This is a genomic window from Actinoallomurus liliacearum, assembly GCF_039542035.1.
Lineage (GTDB): Bacteria > Actinomycetota > Actinomycetes > Streptosporangiales > Streptosporangiaceae > Actinoallomurus > Actinoallomurus liliacearum.
The window spans coordinates 54,929-69,639 of record NZ_BAABHJ010000017.1 but is presented as its reverse complement, the minus strand read 5'-3'; the positions used below and the strand labels follow the sequence as shown (position 1 = coordinate 69,639).

Sequence of the window (14,711 nt, the reverse complement as noted above, 5' to 3'; positions counted from 1 at the left end):
ACATCCGAGGCGAAAGATAATTTATCATGCAATATCCCAGTTTCGTTTGGTGCTAGCGACCACTCTGTGTTGCAATAACCGCTCTCGACTGGTGTGTCACAGCCGCCTGTCGAGTGTGGCTAGCTCAACTTCTCCACAGCCATCTATACCCCCGTGAGAGGCAGCGGAAGGCAGTGCGGACAGCGACGGAGAACGACCGCGACCTCGTGTCGGCGGTCCCTGCTCCTCCGAACAGCGGAAACGCTGGCCAGCGCGAACGCTCGTCGTGGCGCCGGATCAGGCTGCGCAATTGGCGCGTGTCAGTACGCCTCGTAGCGCTCATTGTCATTCCGACGTTGGTGGCCGGTGCCCTCGCCGGCCTCCGCGTCGTGAGTGCCCTGGACAACGCATCGGCGTTCGCGCGTATTGAACATTTGGCTACTCTAAGTGACAGAGTAAGCCGATTGACACATGGGCTCGAGGCAGAGCGCGACAGCGTGGCGATGTCCGTGTCGGCGGGCCAGGGACTGGATGACCAGAACGTCCGCCAGGCCATGCAGCAGGTCGACGCCGCGGTCGGCGCCGTACGGACGGCGGCCGGCGCCATCGACGCCTCCTACCCGGTCCGGGCACGCGACAAGGTGCGGGACATCCTCAACCGGCTGGACAAGCTGCCGTCGTTGCGCCAGATGACGGCCAAGACCAAGATGCCGCCCGACGTGACGATCGACAAGTACGGCCAGTTCATCTCCGATCTGGTCGACCTCGACGACGTGATCGCGCTGGGCAGCTCCGACCCTGACCTCGCGCAGGACGCCCGCGCCCTCGGGGCGCTGTCCCGCGCGAAGGAGGAGTCATCCCGCGAGCGCGCGTTCCTCGGCGCGGCGATGCGCGCCCACCGGTTCCTCCCGAGCGGGTTCGACGGGTTCCAGGCGGCGCGCGCCCAGCGGGACAGCGAGCTGGTGTCCTTCGAGAGCTCGGCGACATCGGTGGAGGGGCAGCTGTACGCCGACACGGTCACCGGCCCGCAGGTCGACCGTGCCGAGTTCACCCGGCAGCAGGCCGTCAACCGCCTGCAGCAGTCGCCGGACCTGTCGCTCCGGACCTTCCACGACGCGGACGCGAAGCAGTGGTACGACGACATGACCTTCCGGCTCGACCGTATGCGCGTCGTCGAGGAAGCGGTCGTCAAGGGCCTCGTGAGCAAGAGCCGCGACCTCAAGGAGCAGGCCTACCGCTCCGCGATGATCATCGCCGGCCTCCTGCTGCTCGTCATCATCGCCGTCATCATCGCCACCGTCGTCGTCGCCCAGTCCCTGGTGCGCCCGCTCCGGAAGCTCCGCGCCGGAGCGCTGGAGGTCGCCGGCAGCCGGCTGCCGGACCTGGTGCGGCGACTCCGTGATCCCGAGACGGACAACGACGCGATCGAGATCGAGCCGATCGACGTGCACACCACGGACGAGATCGGTGAGGTCGCGCGGTCCTTCGACGAGGTCCACCGCGAGGCCGTGCGGCTGGCGTCCAACGAGGCGCTGCTGCGGGGCAACGTCAACGCGATGTTCGTCAACCTGTCCCGGCGCAGCCAGTCGCTGATCGAACGCCAGCTGCGCCTCATCGAGGACCTGGAGCAGAGTGAGCAGGACTCCGCCCGGCTGGAGGCGCTGTTCAAGCTCGACCACCTGGCGACGCGTATGCGGCGGAACGGTGAGAACCTCCTCGTTCTCGGCGGCCAGGAGCAGACCCGGCGGTGGAACAAGCCGGTCGCCCTCGTCGACATCGTGCGCGCGTCGCTGTCCGAGGTGGAGCAGTACGAACGGGTCACCCTGCGGATCCAGGACGACGTCTCGGTCGTCGGCCGCGTCGTCAACGACCTTGTGCACCTCGTGGCCGAGCTCGTGGAGAACTCCACGACCTTCTCGCCGGAGCACACCAAGGTCGCGGTGTCCGGCCACCTGCTCAGCGGCGGCGGCGCCATGCTCCAGATCTCCGATAACGGCGTCGGCATGTCGCCGGAGGAGCTGGAAGAAGCCAACTGGAAGCTGGCGAACCCTCCGACGATCGACGTCTCGATCTCCCGGCGCATGGGCCTGTTCGTGGTCGGCCGGCTGGCCCAGCGCCACGGCATCCGGGTCGAGCTGCGCGCGGCCCTGTCGGGCGGTCTCACCGCGTTCGTGATCCTTCCCGCGAACGCGATCAGCTCTCAGGGCGGGAACCCGCCGAGCCCTCGGCGTCTCGACTCGCCGATGGAGACGCCGGCCCGGCGGGAGCTCGCGGCGGAGGCCCCTGTCGCACGCGGCCAGTTGCCCCGCAGCGTGGAGCCACTCTCCGCCGCGCCGGTCCCCGACACGCCATGGGAGCCCTCGCGGAACTTCAACGAGTCGGTACGGGGCCCGGTGGAGCCGGAGCCGATCGAGCCGGAGCCGCTGCGAAGGTCCATGGAACCGCCGCGCGAGCCGGTCGAGTCGCCCCGGGCCCCGGCCGAGCCGGTGTGGACCCCGAGAGAGACCACGCGCCCGTCCGCCGAGCCGGTATGGACCCCGAGAGAGACCCCGCGCCCGTCCGCCGAGCCGGCTCGCAACCAGATGGAGCCGCCGGAAGAGCCCGGGACGCCGCTGCCCAAGCGAAGGCCCGCGAACACCGCACCGCCGGGCCGTGGTGCCGCGCCGTCGGCGCCGGGCCGTTCGGGTCCCCCAGCCGGGGCTCCGCCCGCAGGCCGCCCGCAGCGGCCGCAGAGCGCGCCGTACTCCTCGGGCAGACCGCCGGCGCCGGGATCGGCCCGTGGCGAGAGTCGTTTGGGCGACGAGAACGGAGGACGTTCCCCTATCTTCGAGGCAATGCAGTCGGAATGGTTCCAACGCCGCAAGACGGGATCAATGGCTAGATCTGAGTCGGCTCCTCCGCCTGAGTGGTCCTCGCCCGCAGACGACGGCTTCCGGGCTGCGGAGACGGTGCGCGCCCCCTCGGTGGGCGGGAAGACCGCGGCCGGGCTGCCGAAACGGGTGCCGGGCAATAACCGGATCCCCGGATCGATCGCCTCGGCGCGGCCGGCGCCACAGCCTCAGCAGCCGGTCCAGCCGGTCCAGCAACCGGTCCAGCCGCCGCCCCGGCCGGCCTTCCAGCCGCCGGAGGCCGAAGCGGTACGGAACCGTTTCTCCAGCTTCCAGCAGGGCGTACGCAGGGGTCGCGCCGCGATCCGGCCCGAAGATGATGAACGGGAGAACCAGTGAACAGCCGCCAGGATCTCAGTTGGCTGGTGACCACATTCGTGGAGCGCGTCCCTCGTGTCGCGCACGCGGTCGTGGTCTCCTCCGACGGCCTGCCGATGGCGTATTCCGAAGGCTTCCCGGCCGACCGCGTCGACCAGCTCGCCGCGATCGCCTCCGGGTTGACCAGCCTCACGCAGGGTGCGGCGCGGATCTTCGAGGGCGGGGCGGTCACCCAGACCCTGGTGGAGATGGAGCGCGGCCTGCTGTTCGTGATGGCTATCAGTGACGGCTCGGTGCTCGGCGTCCTGGCCGCGCCCGACTGCGACATGGGATTGGTGGCCTACGAAATGGCACTGCTCGTCGAGCGCGTCGGCCGGGTGCTCACTCCGGCGCTGCGCGCGGAACCAGGGATCGGTTAAGCCGTGGACGGGGGTCGGTACGGAAACCGGGACTTCGGCGGGTACCACGGGCCGGGGTCCGGACCGCACCAGAACCCGCCGCCGGGGCCGCCCCCGCAGCCCTCGGAGACGGGACAGAGCAGCTCGCTGGTGCGGCCGTACGCCGTCACCGGCGGCCGTACCAAGCCAAGGTACGACCTGCCCATCGAGGCGTTGATCTCGGCGGCGCCGTATCCCCGCCGGGACATCACCACCCTCACTCCTGAATACAAAGCCATCATCGATCTGTGCCGGAACTGGCGTTCGGTGGCGGAGGTGTCAGCGCTGCTGAGGTTGCCCCTCGGCGTCGCGCGTGTGCTCATCGCTGACATGGCACACGAAGGCCTGGTACGCGTGCACCAGTCCCCCTTCACCGAGGGACAGCCCGATCTCCAGCTGCTGGAAAGGGTTCTCGTTGGACTTCGCAAGCTCTAGTCCGGGCGCTTCGCCCGGCATGACCTCCGTAAAGATCATCGTGGGAGGTGGCTTCGGCGTCGGGAAGACGACTTTCGTCGGCTCGGTCTCAGAGATCATGCCGCTGACGACCGAGGCCGTGATGACTTCGGCCAGCACCGGGGTCGACGACCTGTCCGCGACGCCGGACAAGACGACCACGACCGTCGCCATGGACTTCGGCCGGGTCAGCCTCGACCAGGAACTCATCCTGTACCTGTTCGGGACGCCTGGTCAGCACCGGTTCTGGTTCATGTGGGACGACCTCGTGAAGGGCGCGATCGGCGCGGTCGTGCTGGTCGACACCCGTCGGCTGGCCGACGCCTTCCCGGCGGTGGACTACTTCGAGGAGTCCGGGATGCCGTTCGTCGTCGGCATCAACGGCTTCGACGGCGTGTACAACCACGGCATCGAGGACGTGCGCGAGGCACTCACGATCGGGCAGCACGTCCCGATCGTCACGTGCGACGCGCGGAACCGCGAGTCGACCAAGGTCACGCTGATCACACTCGTCGAGCACGCGCTGGCCATGCGCGCGCGCGGCGTGCCCATCAACCACTGAACCCGGTTGACGGCCGGATGACCGCGTGTTGCATCATGGTCGGACGTGACTGAAATCTCGACTTACACCTCCTACGTCGCCATCGGCGACAGCTTCACGGAGGGTCTGGAAGACCGGGTCCCGGCCGCGGGTTACCGCGGCTGGGCCGACCGGCTCGCCGAGCATCTGGCCGCCGCCGGGCCGGGGCTCCAGTACGCCAACCTGGCCGTGCGCGGCAGGCTGTTGCGGCAGATCGTCGACGAGCAGGTCCCCCGCGCGATCGAACTGCGGCCCGACCTGATCACGTTCGCGGGCGGGGGCAACGACCTGCTGCGCCCCGGAGCCGACCCGGACGCCCTCGCCGTGGTGTTCGACGGAGCCGTGCGCCGCCTGCGCGCCACCGGCGCCGAGGTGCTGGTGTTCACCGGTTTCGACACCCGTGACGTGCCGGTTCTGCGCCGGATCCGCGGCAGGGCGGCCATGTTCAACCTGCACCTGCGGGCCATCGCGGACCGGCACGACTGCCACCTCGTGGACCTGTGGTCGATGCGCCAGCTCCTCGACCCCCGGGCGTGGGCCGAGGATCGGCTGCACATGTCCCCGGAGGGGCACCGCCGGGTCGGGCTCGCCGCCTGCGAGGCGCTGGGCGTACCGGTGACGGGCGACTGGCGCGACCCATGGCCGCCGGCCCCGACCGTCGACTGGCTGACCTCGCGCCGGGCCGACCTGCGGTGGGCGCGCGCCTACCTCCTGCCCTGGATCCAGCGGCGGCTGCGGGGCCGGTCGTCGGGCGACGAGGTCGTCGCCAAGAGGCCGGACCTGCTGCCGCTCTGAGCCGTACATGCCGCCCTTTAACGGGCGTCACTCTTGACGCGCGCTCCCGGGGATGAGACGACAACGTTGTCGTCTTAGTGGACCAAGCCTGGACGGTCGTCGCGACCGGACCGGACCGAAGGGGGCGCATGCGTCCGACCATGCGTGACGTCGCGCGGCAGGCCGGGGTGAGTCTCAAGACCGTCTCCCGCGTCGTCAACGGCGAGGTGGGCGTCCGCCCGGACACGGCGGAGAAGGTCAACGAGGCCATCTCGGCGCTGGGCTTCCGGCGCAACGACATCGCGCGCGCCCTGCGGGGCGGGAAGCGCACCCGCAGCCTCGGCCTGGTGATCAAGGACGTCGCCAACCCCTTCTACTCGCAGATCGCCCGCGGCGTGGAGGAGGTCGCGCGCCTCCACGACCTGTTCGTGATCTCCGGCTGCTCCGACGAGGATCCGGCCCGCGAGCGGCACCTCATCCGGTCTCTGTGCGAGCGCCGCGTCGACGGGCTCCTCGTCGTGCCGTCCGCGGCCGACCACCGCTACCTGATCCCCGAGTTGAACATGGGCACCGCCGCGGTCTTCATGGACCGCCCGCCCGAGGAGGCCATCCGCGCCGACGTCGTCCTGATCGACAACGTCGGCGGGGCCCGCTCCGCCGTCGAGCACCTCATCGCGCACGGGCACCGCCGCATCGCCTGCCTCGCCGACCTGCACGGCATCTTCACCGCACGGGAGCGCCGCCGGGGATACGACGAGGCGCTCCAGGCCCACGGCATCCCCGTCGACGAGTCGCTCGTCCGCCTCGGTCCGCACGACGTCGCCGGGGCGGAGGCCGCGACGGCCGAGCTGCTGGCCCTGGGCGACCCGCCGACCGCCGTGTTCACCGGCAACAACCGGCTGACCATCGGGGCGCTGCGCGCCATCCAGGCGGCCGGCACGAGAACGGCCCTCGTCGGCTTCGACGACTTCGAGCTCGCCGACATGCTGGCCACCCCCGTCACCGTCGTGGCGCACTACCCGGCCGAGATGGGCCGCCGCGCCGCCGAACTGCTGTGCCGTCGCATGGACGGCGAGGACCTGCCGCCGCAGCGCGTGCTGCTGCCGACCCGCCTCATCGTCCGTGGCTCGGGGGAGTCGCCGCCGCTCTGACCCAAGGGAAGGTGCACCGTTGACCGATCCACTACTGGAGGCACGGGGCGTCACCAAGCGCTTCGGCCATGTCCAGGCCCTGCGCGGGGCCGCCTTCACCGCCCATCCCGGCGAGGTCGTCGCCCTGATCGGCGACAACGGTGCGGGAAAGAGCACCCTGGTCAAGACGCTGTCCGGCGCGCTGCGGCCGGACGCCGGCGAGATCCTCCTCGACGGCCGCCCCGTGGAGTTCGCCGGCCCGGTCGACGCGCAGCGGCGCGGCATCGAGACGGTCTACCAGGACCTGGCGCTCGCCCACGACCTCGACGCCGCCGCGAACCTGTTCCTCGGCCGCGAGGTGACCCGATTCCCGCCGCTGCACCTGCTCGACCGAGGGGTGATGCGCCGGCGGGCCGCCGAGGCGTTCGACGAGCTCGGCATCCGGCTGCCCGACATGTCCGCGCCGGTCCGGCAGCTCTCCGGCGGGCAGCGCCAGTGCGTCGCGGTGGCGCGGGCCGTCGCCTGGGCGTCGAAGGTGGTGTTCATGGACGAGCCGACGGCGGCCCTCGGCGTCGTGCAGCGGGGGCAGGTCCTCGACCTGATCCGCCGGGTCCGCGACCGGGGCGTCACCGTCGTGCTGATCAGCCACAACATGCCGGAGGTGCTGGCCGTCGCCGACCGCGTCGAGGTCCTGCGCCTCGGCCGCCGCGTCGCACGCCTCACCGCCGCCGACACCACCGTGGAGGAACTCGTCTCCGCCATGACCGGCGGCCTGGACCAGGAGGACGCCGCGTGACCTCCATGACGGATTCGTACGACCCGGCCGAAGGAGGCCGGGGGCGGGGCGCGGCGCTGCTGCGCAACAACACGCTGTGGACGCTGGCCGTCCTGGTGGTCCTGTTCCTGTTCTTCGCGGTGCTGAGGCCGGCGGAGTTCGCGACGACGTTCAACATCCGCAACGTCCTCACCGAGTCGGCGATCCTGCTCGTGCTCGCGGTCGGCATGACGTACGTCATCGTCACCGCCGGGATCGACCTGTCGGTCGGCTCGGTGCTGGTGTTCTCGGGCGTCGTGGCGGCCAAGACCATGGTCGCGCTCGGCGGTACGACGGCGGGCTGGGGCGGGATCCTCCTCGGGGCGCTCGCGGGCATCGGCTGCGGCCTCGGCTGGGGCATCGTCAACGGCCTCCTGGTCGCCAAGGCGAGGATCCCCTCGCTCATCGCGACGCTCGGCACGCTGGGCGTCTCGCTCGGCCTCGCGCAGGTCATCACCAACGGCAGCGACGTCAACCGGATCCCGGCCAGGCTGTCCAACGTGATCGGCTTCGGGCTCGTGGCCGGAGTGCCCTGGCTGGTGATCATCGCCGGGCTGATCGCGGTGCTGTTCGGGCTGGTGCTCGCGCTGTCGCGGTTCGGCCGGCACACGTACGCCATCGGCTCCAACGCCGAGGCGTCGCGGCGGGTCGGCATCAAGGTGGACCGGCACCTGATCAAGGTGTACGCGCTGTCGGGCCTGCTGTCCGGAGTCGCCGGGGTGCTGTCCCTGGCGCACTACAGCACCACCACGATCGCCAGCCACACCTCCGACAACCTCGGCGCGATCGCCGCGGTCGTCATCGGCGGGGCCAGCCTGTTCGGCGGTGTCGGCGGCATCGGCGGGACGGTGATCGGCGTACTGATCCCCGGCGTCCTGCGCAACGGTCTCATCATCCTCGGGGCACAGCGGTTCTGGCTCGACGTGGCGGTCGGAGCCGTACTGGTCGTCGCCGTCTACTTCGACCAGTTGCGCCGTCGGGCGCGAGAACGCGAATAGAGGGAGGAACGTCGTTGAACAGGTACATCGTCGTCGCATCGGTGCTCGCGCTGGCCGTGACCGGGGCCTGCTCGGACTCCTCGTCCGGCGGCTCGTCGAGCGGTCCCAAGAAGATCACCCTCATCCAGGGCATCGCGAACGAGCCGTTCTACATCTCCATGTACTGCGGCGCCAAGGAGGAGGCGGCCAAGCAGGGCGTCCAGCTCGGCGTCCAGGCGCCCGCGCAGTGGGACGTCGCCCAGCAGACGCAGGTCGTCACCTCCGTCGCCGCCTCCCGGCCCAAGGCGGTGCTGATCGCCCCCGTCGACAAGGACGCGATGGCCGGACCGGTCCGCCAGCTCGCCGGCAACGGCAGCAAGGTGATCTTCGTGGACACCGAGCTGTCCGACCAGTCGCTCGGCCTGTCGCGGATCTCCTCGGACAACCGGCTCGGCGGGCAACTGGCCGCCCAGACGCTGGCCAAGCAGATCGGCGACAAGGGCAAGGTCGTCGTGCTGGCTCCCAAGAAGGGGATCGCGACGACCGACGACCGGGTCGCGGGGTTCAAGGAGGAGATCGCGAAGCATCCGAACATCAAGCTCGTCTCGGAGCAGTACCCCGGCGACGACGCGGGCAAGGCCACGGAGATCATGAACGGTGAGCTGTCCAAGAACCCGGACCTGGCCGGGATCTTCGCCTCCAACCTCGTCACGGGGGAGGGCGCCGGGGCCGCGCTCAAGCAGGCCAAGAAGACCGGCACGGTCAAGCTGATCGAGTTCGACGCCAGCCCCAAGCAGGTCGAGGACCTGCGGGCCGGCACGATCCAGGCGCTGATCAGTCAGGAGCCGCTGGACATCGGCCGCCAGGGCATCGACCAGGCCGTCGCCGCCCTGAACGGCAAGCCGGTGACCAAGCAGATCAAGACTCAGCTCGTGGCGGTCACCAAGGACAACGTGGACCAGCCCACCGTCGCCAAGTACCTGTACAAGCAGAACTGCTGACCAGAGCCGGTACGAAGGAGACCCCCGGCACGGACCGCCGGGGGTCTCCGGGCGGCTGCCCTGCGCCACGGGGCAGGGCGCCGCACCGGCCGTCGCGCCCCGGCGTCAGGCCGCCGGGGCGCCGTCCAGGACCTCGCGCAGCCGGGCGGCGAACCGGGCGGGATCCTCGGTGAAGCCGACGTGGCCGCCGGGGAAGATGACCGGCTCGACGCCGAGCCCGGCGGCGAGCGCGGTGGAGGTCCGATCGCAGAGCTGGCCGCCGGACGCCGCGCCGATGCCGACGACGAGGCGGGGCGTCCCGTCGCGGAGGGCGGTGACGTCGGGCCGCCAGCCGACGGTCAGGCGCAGCTCGTGCAGGAAGAACCGGCGTTCCTCGGCGAGCTCCCGCTCGTCGCGCGGCCCGCCGTACATCTGCTGGAACATCTCCTCGGGCATCGTGATGCCGATCGAGGCCATGAACTTGCGGTGGCCCCCGATCCGATCCCCGGACGTGAAGGTGGCGATCACGTCCTCTGTCCGGGCCCGGTGTTCGTCGCGGTCGTCCAGCAGTTCGGCGAGCGGCGGCTCGTGGGCGACGACGGTGTGCACCAGCTCGGGACGGGACTGCGCGAGCGCCAGCGCGCTGATGGCGCCGCCGCTGGAGCCGAGCACCGCGGCCGGTCCGGCGTTCAGGTGCGTGATGAGCCGGGCGAGGTCCGCGGCCCGGAGTTCCGGCGTGGAGTCCTGTTCGGGGTCGTCGGCCGGGCTGCGCCCGACGCCGCGCGGGTCCGTGGTGAGCACGGTGTGGCCGGTGGCCAGCAGGTCGGCGAGGGGGGCGAACGCCTCGGCGGCCATCGGGGCTCCGACGAGCACCAGCAGCGGGCCCTCGCCCCGTACCTCGTAGTACAGCCGCGCGTCGGGCGCGCGGAGGGTCCCGTTGGCGGCGGGCGCGGTCGTTATGGGATCCACGGAGTCCTCCTGGTCGATACGGAACGTGCGCTGTCACCGGTGAATGATTTCCCCCGCGGCGGGGCGGAGTCATCGCTCGGCCGCGAAGTCCGTACGACCAGGACAACGACGCGGCGCTCGCCAACGCTCCCGTACCGTCAGCCGTGGCGTCGGCGGCGGACGGCGTACGCCACGGTGACGGCCGCCAGCAGTGGCCCCCAGGCGATGAGCGGCAGGTAGCAGAGCTCGAGGATCAGGCGCTTGGCACCGTGCGGCATCTCCGGATCGCCCGACGGGAAGCCGGAGATGAGCCGTGTCCAGATCACCATCAGCGCCGCCGAGCCCAGCGCGGCCGGCACGATCGCCGCGAGCGGATGGACCCGCCGTCCCCGGAGGAACGGCACCCACCGCGGCCAGATCTCGCCCCACGGCCGGACCAGGCCCATGCTGAGGAACGCGACCGCCTCGGAGGCGACGGTCAGCGCGATGACGTACGGCAGCATGTACGACGGCCCGTGCCGGGGATCCAGGGAGCCGGTGAACCCGGCGGGCAGGCCGAGTCCGAAAAGGATCCGCCAGATCCCCGACGGCAGCGCGCACCACATCGTCGCCTGCGCGGCCCGGTCGGCCCAGCGCGGCACCGGCCCTCGGGTCCCACCGGCGGCCGCGCCGGCCCGTCGCACGTCGACGGCGGTCATCGCGTGCCGCCGGCGGTCGGACGGCCGGCGGTGGCCCGGGGCTCGCCCGACCCCGTGGCCAGCATGGCTCCGGCGATCAGGGCCGTCAGCGCGGCCACCGCCAATAGCTTGATCTTCAGCTTCGTCTTCAACGGCGGCTCTCCGGACATAGGGGAACGGCATGAACAACATTCACGATCCCGTCCATGCCGCCCGGATTGCCTCCCCCGAGGAGACGGGGGTCCTCCCTCTGAAGGGTCGGTCCGGCCTCGGTCGCCTCCGGGCAGGTGTCAGGCGCCAGTGATCGGCGGAATTCGGGCTCGAGGTCCAGTGTCGGGCATCCGCATTTCCGGCTATTCATATCAAACATCACTATCGGGATTGAACAGTCAGGCGCTGACGTGCCGATATCCCGCCTTCTCTGGCGATCGCCGGCGAACCAGCGGCCTGGTGATGAGCTTGCCGCGATAACCGGAATCTGTCCAACTCCATGGCGACCCGGGCATACTGGCGCCAGCCGTGTCGTACGATCGAGTGAGGGTCCCCAATGGCCGAGGAAAAAAGCTCGTCCAAGAGCAGCCTACTGCCCACACTCGGCTGGCTATCGGCGATGTTGCTGCCGCCGTCGACGCTCGCCACTGTGTTCCACAAGCTGGTGACCAGGCATCTGGGTCTGGCCATTGCGGCTCTCGTCCTGTATTGGTGTGCGGTCGTCACCGTCCGCTGGATCGGCGAAGTCGCCGGAGACCTCAAGAAAGAGTACCGGCCGCGTGTGACCCGGCACCTGATAAAGCGGCTCGATCAGCGCTTCTCCAGCTTCGAGGGGCGGTATCGCAACTACGTGCTCGGCAGCCTGCGCTTCGTCGAGCAGCGAGGTCTGGCCACACTGAGTCCCCACCGGCTGGAGCTCGACTCCGTCTTCGTCGATGTCGGGCTGGCGGTCAGCGTGCCGTGGCGAGCGCGTGGCGATCTCCTCGCCGACGTGCCCGCCGGCATAACCGAACGGCAATCCCTCGACGATCTGCTGCACCGCCCCGATCCTGGTTCGCTCGTGGTGATCGGCGCCCCCGGTAGCGGAAAGACCACCCTGCTCAGGCGTTCGGCGCGTCTGGCATGCGCCGACAAGCGCCGCCGCAACATACCGATTCTGCTGTACCTGCGGGACCACGCTTCGGTGATCACCGCCAGGCCGAACATAACGATCGGCGAGATACTTCGCGACTCGATCGGTGAGTTGGCGAAGAGCGAGCCGGCGGGATGGTTCGAAGAGCGGCTGATCAGCGGAAGATGCCTGATACTCCTCGACGGTCTCGACGAAGTCGCCCGCCGGGACGACCGACGCAAGATAGTGCAGTGGGTGGAGAGGCAGAAGTCGCAGTTTCCCATGAACGACTTCGTCATCACCTCCCGTCCGCAGGGATACCAGTCCTCCCCGATCGAAGGCGTCACCGTCCTGCAGACCCGGCCCTTCACAGAAGAGCAGGTCTCCCGGTTCGTGCACAACTGGTACCAGGCGGTGGAGGAGCGGATCACCGGCTCCGGCGACGAGCATGTCCGACGGCAGGCGGAGGAGGGCGCCAACGACCTGCTCGATCGGCTACGTAAATCACCTGAGCTATACGAACTCACGGTGAATCCGCTCTTGTTGACCATGATCGCCAACGTCCATCGTTACCGCGATGCCCTGCCGGGAAGCCGGGCCGACCTGTACAGCGAGATATGCCAGGTGATGCTCTGGCGGCGGCAGGAGGCGAAACGGCTCGGAGTGAATCCGCGCGGCAACCAGAAGGAGAACATCCTTCGGTCCCTGGCACACGAGATGATGTGCCGTGGCGTCCGTGATCTGCCGGAGCTCGAGGTGCTGAAAATCCTGGAGCGGAGCATCCGACGGGTATCGAAGGAGATCACGGTAGAGACATTCCTGGCCGATGTCGGATCCAACGGCCTCCTGGTCGAGCGGGAGAACGGAGTTTATGCGTTCTGTCACCAGACCATCCAGGAGTATCTGACCGCGGCGTACATTCGCGATCGAGGACTGGTCGCGGAATTGGCCCGCGTGGTCTCCGATGACTGGTGGCGGGAGACCACTCTCCTGTACGTCGCGGACGCGGACGCGGGCCCGATCATCCGTGCCTGTCTCGAGGCCGACACGGTGCCCGCCCTGGTCCTCGCCTTTGACTGTGCCGATGAGGCGAAAGAGCTGGCGGTCGAACTGCGGGACAGACTCGACGGCCTGCTCCTGGACATGGACGATCCGGAGCCGTCGGTTCGCCGTCGGGCCGCCACCGCCGTCTTCGTGGCGCGCAGCCTCCGATCGACCATGCGGACGAGCGGCGGCGGCCGAATCTGTACCAGCCTGATAACCAACCGGATCTATCAGCTCTTTGAGCGGGATATGCAGGCCGCCGGGCGGGTGTGCACACCGGATGGCGAGTGGCCGCCCGCCGAGGAGGCACTGGATCGTCCCGTGCGCGGGATACGCGGCAGCGACGCGACCGCGTTCGCGGAGTGGGTCAACGAGCTGGTCGGCGAACCCTTGTACCGCCTACCGGCCGCCGCAGAGCTCAACGAGAAGAACATCGGCGATGTGCTGGGGGTGAACGATCTTCGCGTATGGCTTCACCCGGTCGTCGGGAGACAACGCCAATGGCGGGACGGTGACTTCGGTAAGGCAGATGAACTGAGCCCGGAGGAGCTTAGCGACCATGTGAGCGCCGACCTCGCCGACTGTCTTCCTGAGATCCTCCTCGAGACTCTCCTCCTGATGCTCCGTTACCTGGAGCGCATGGCCTCGATCGGCGCGGACAAGTCGCTGATGCGGGTCGCGGTGGAGGAGATCCTGCTGCGGCTGCAGGGCTTCGATGCGTATTGGAAGATAAACGTCAAGTCCGACGACGTCCTCAACCGTAGGCTCGCGAGAGCCCGCCTCCTGTTCAAGGACCTCGCGAAGGACATCCCGCGCTATGCCGAGTTCGGGCGGCTCGGAGAGCTGATCGGGGGATACCGGCTGGTGAGCGTCCGGGATATCAGCCCGGGTGAGGCCGGCCGGTTCACCGACCTGGGCTTCACTCTGGTGGGCGATGAGACACCCCACATCGATCCGTCCTTCGGCCGTGGTCTGAAGAGGGCCGATGACCCGCAGTCCGGGAACGCGGACAGCTGGCGTATTCGGGCCGAGCTCGCAGAGGTCTGCCAGTCGAACCTGGGGCCGGCCTTCGCTGCGGCGATCACGAAAGCCGGAGACGGGGAGAGGCGCCTGCTCTCGAGCGGGTCGGACGCGCTGACCTCCATGGCGACGCGATTCCGCCGCGCCGTCGAGGTGTGGAGACGGAAGAGTGAGGAGTGGAGCCGGAAGAGCGAGAGCGGGAAGCAGGAAGGCTATGTCGGGTCATTCGATGACATCGCAGGGACTCTGAGGGAGATCTCCGAGCGGGTGGCCCTGAAAAAATGGTCACCATGGGCCGAACGCACCATGAAGCCCTTCTTGGCCGACTCGATCCGGGTCTTCGAAGAACGCCGGCCGCTGCCACCCGCGCTGGCGACGGCGGTCAGGCTGACGGCTCTCGCGCTGGCCGCCGAGGCCGAGCAGGCGGCGCCGGACGACCTTTTGGCGAAACGGTTCTGGGACGTCGCCGTGGGCGTCTCACTCCTTCAGCGGCGGCTGCGAGGACCGCAGCCGCCCGACGAGGTGATCCTGTTGGGCCGAATCTGAGAAGAGGCCGATCGTCGGCGCCTGCCGCCTCCGGGGAGGCGCCA

At 69.4% G+C, this 14,711-nt stretch carries 13 protein-coding genes; 10 read left to right on the top strand and 3 right to left on the bottom strand.

Going from position 1 to position 14,711, the window contains the following annotated elements; all coding sequences use genetic code 11:
• Window positions 1-443 precede the first annotated feature (443 nt).
• The 9 genes from ABD978_RS24025 (at window position 444) to ABD978_RS23985 (ending at window position 9,351) form a co-directional block, all read left to right on the top strand.
• Window positions 444-3,206, top strand: coding sequence for a nitrate- and nitrite sensing domain-containing protein (locus tag ABD978_RS24025; protein WP_345358654.1), 2,763 nt, complete (start codon window positions 444-446; stop codon window positions 3,204-3,206).
• Window positions 3,203-3,604: a roadblock/LC7 domain-containing protein gene (locus tag ABD978_RS24020; RefSeq protein WP_141959232.1), complete on the top strand. Its 402-nt coding sequence runs from the start codon at window positions 3,203-3,205 to the stop codon at window positions 3,602-3,604. The genes ABD978_RS24025 and ABD978_RS24020 overlap by 4 nt, the downstream gene beginning before the upstream one ends.
• Before the next feature lie 3 nt (window positions 3,605-3,607).
• Entirely contained in the window at window positions 3,608-4,057 is a 450-nt protein-coding gene (locus tag ABD978_RS24015) for a DUF742 domain-containing protein (protein WP_345358647.1), read from the top strand.
• Window positions 4,058-4,076: 19 nt separating this feature from the next.
• On the top strand, window positions 4,077-4,637 hold the full coding sequence (locus tag ABD978_RS24010) for a GTP-binding protein (RefSeq protein WP_345358644.1): 561 nt from the start codon (window positions 4,077-4,079) through the stop codon (window positions 4,635-4,637).
• Between the two features lie 45 nt (window positions 4,638-4,682).
• Entirely contained in the window at window positions 4,683-5,450 is a 768-nt protein-coding gene (locus tag ABD978_RS24005; RefSeq protein WP_345358641.1) for an SGNH/GDSL hydrolase family protein, read from the top strand.
• Between the two features lie 128 nt (window positions 5,451-5,578).
• Window positions 5,579-6,580, top strand: coding sequence for a LacI family DNA-binding transcriptional regulator (locus tag ABD978_RS24000; protein ID WP_345358638.1), 1,002 nt, complete (start codon window positions 5,579-5,581; stop codon window positions 6,578-6,580).
• 19 nt (window positions 6,581-6,599) lie between these two features.
• Window positions 6,600-7,355 (top strand): ATP-binding cassette domain-containing protein, encoded by a 756-nt coding sequence (locus tag ABD978_RS23995; RefSeq protein WP_345358636.1) that lies wholly within the window; start codon window positions 6,600-6,602, stop codon window positions 7,353-7,355.
• Between the two features lie 5 nt (window positions 7,356-7,360).
• On the top strand, window positions 7,361-8,371 hold the full coding sequence (locus ABD978_RS23990) for an ABC transporter permease (protein WP_345359095.1): 1,011 nt from the start codon (window positions 7,361-7,363) through the stop codon (window positions 8,369-8,371).
• 14 nt (window positions 8,372-8,385) lie between these two features.
• A complete protein-coding gene (locus ABD978_RS23985) occupies window positions 8,386-9,351 on the top strand; it encodes an ABC transporter substrate-binding protein (RefSeq protein ID WP_345358634.1) in 966 nt (321 codons plus the stop codon).
• A gap of 105 nt (window positions 9,352-9,456) precedes the next feature.
• Here ABD978_RS23985 and ABD978_RS23980 read toward each other — a convergent pair whose 3' ends face one another.
• The 3 genes from ABD978_RS23980 to ABD978_RS23970 all read right to left on the bottom strand — a co-directional run bounded on the left by ABD978_RS23980 (window position 9,457) and on the right by ABD978_RS23970 (window position 11,107).
• Window positions 9,457-10,299 carry an alpha/beta fold hydrolase gene (locus tag ABD978_RS23980; RefSeq protein ID WP_345358632.1) on the bottom strand — a complete coding sequence of 281 codons (843 nt, stop codon included), beginning with the start codon at window positions 10,297-10,299 and terminating at the stop codon, window positions 9,457-9,459.
• A 137-nt stretch (window positions 10,300-10,436) separates the two neighbouring features.
• The gene (locus tag ABD978_RS23975) at window positions 10,437-10,976 is read right to left on the bottom strand and encodes a hypothetical protein (protein WP_345358630.1); all 540 of its coding nucleotides are present in this window, start codon (window positions 10,974-10,976) and stop codon (window positions 10,437-10,439) included.
• The gene (locus ABD978_RS23970; protein ID WP_345358628.1) at window positions 10,973-11,107 is read right to left on the bottom strand and encodes a hypothetical protein; all 135 of its coding nucleotides are present in this window, start codon (window positions 11,105-11,107) and stop codon (window positions 10,973-10,975) included. The genes ABD978_RS23975 and ABD978_RS23970 overlap by 4 nt, the downstream gene beginning before the upstream one ends.
• Before the next feature lie 395 nt (window positions 11,108-11,502).
• On the opposite strand from ABD978_RS23970, the gene ABD978_RS23965 reads away from it, so the two are divergent.
• Window positions 11,503-14,667: an NACHT domain-containing protein gene (locus ABD978_RS23965; protein WP_345358625.1), complete on the top strand. Its 3,165-nt coding sequence runs from the start codon at window positions 11,503-11,505 to the stop codon at window positions 14,665-14,667.
• The last annotated feature ends 44 nt before the right edge of the window (window positions 14,668-14,711 follow it).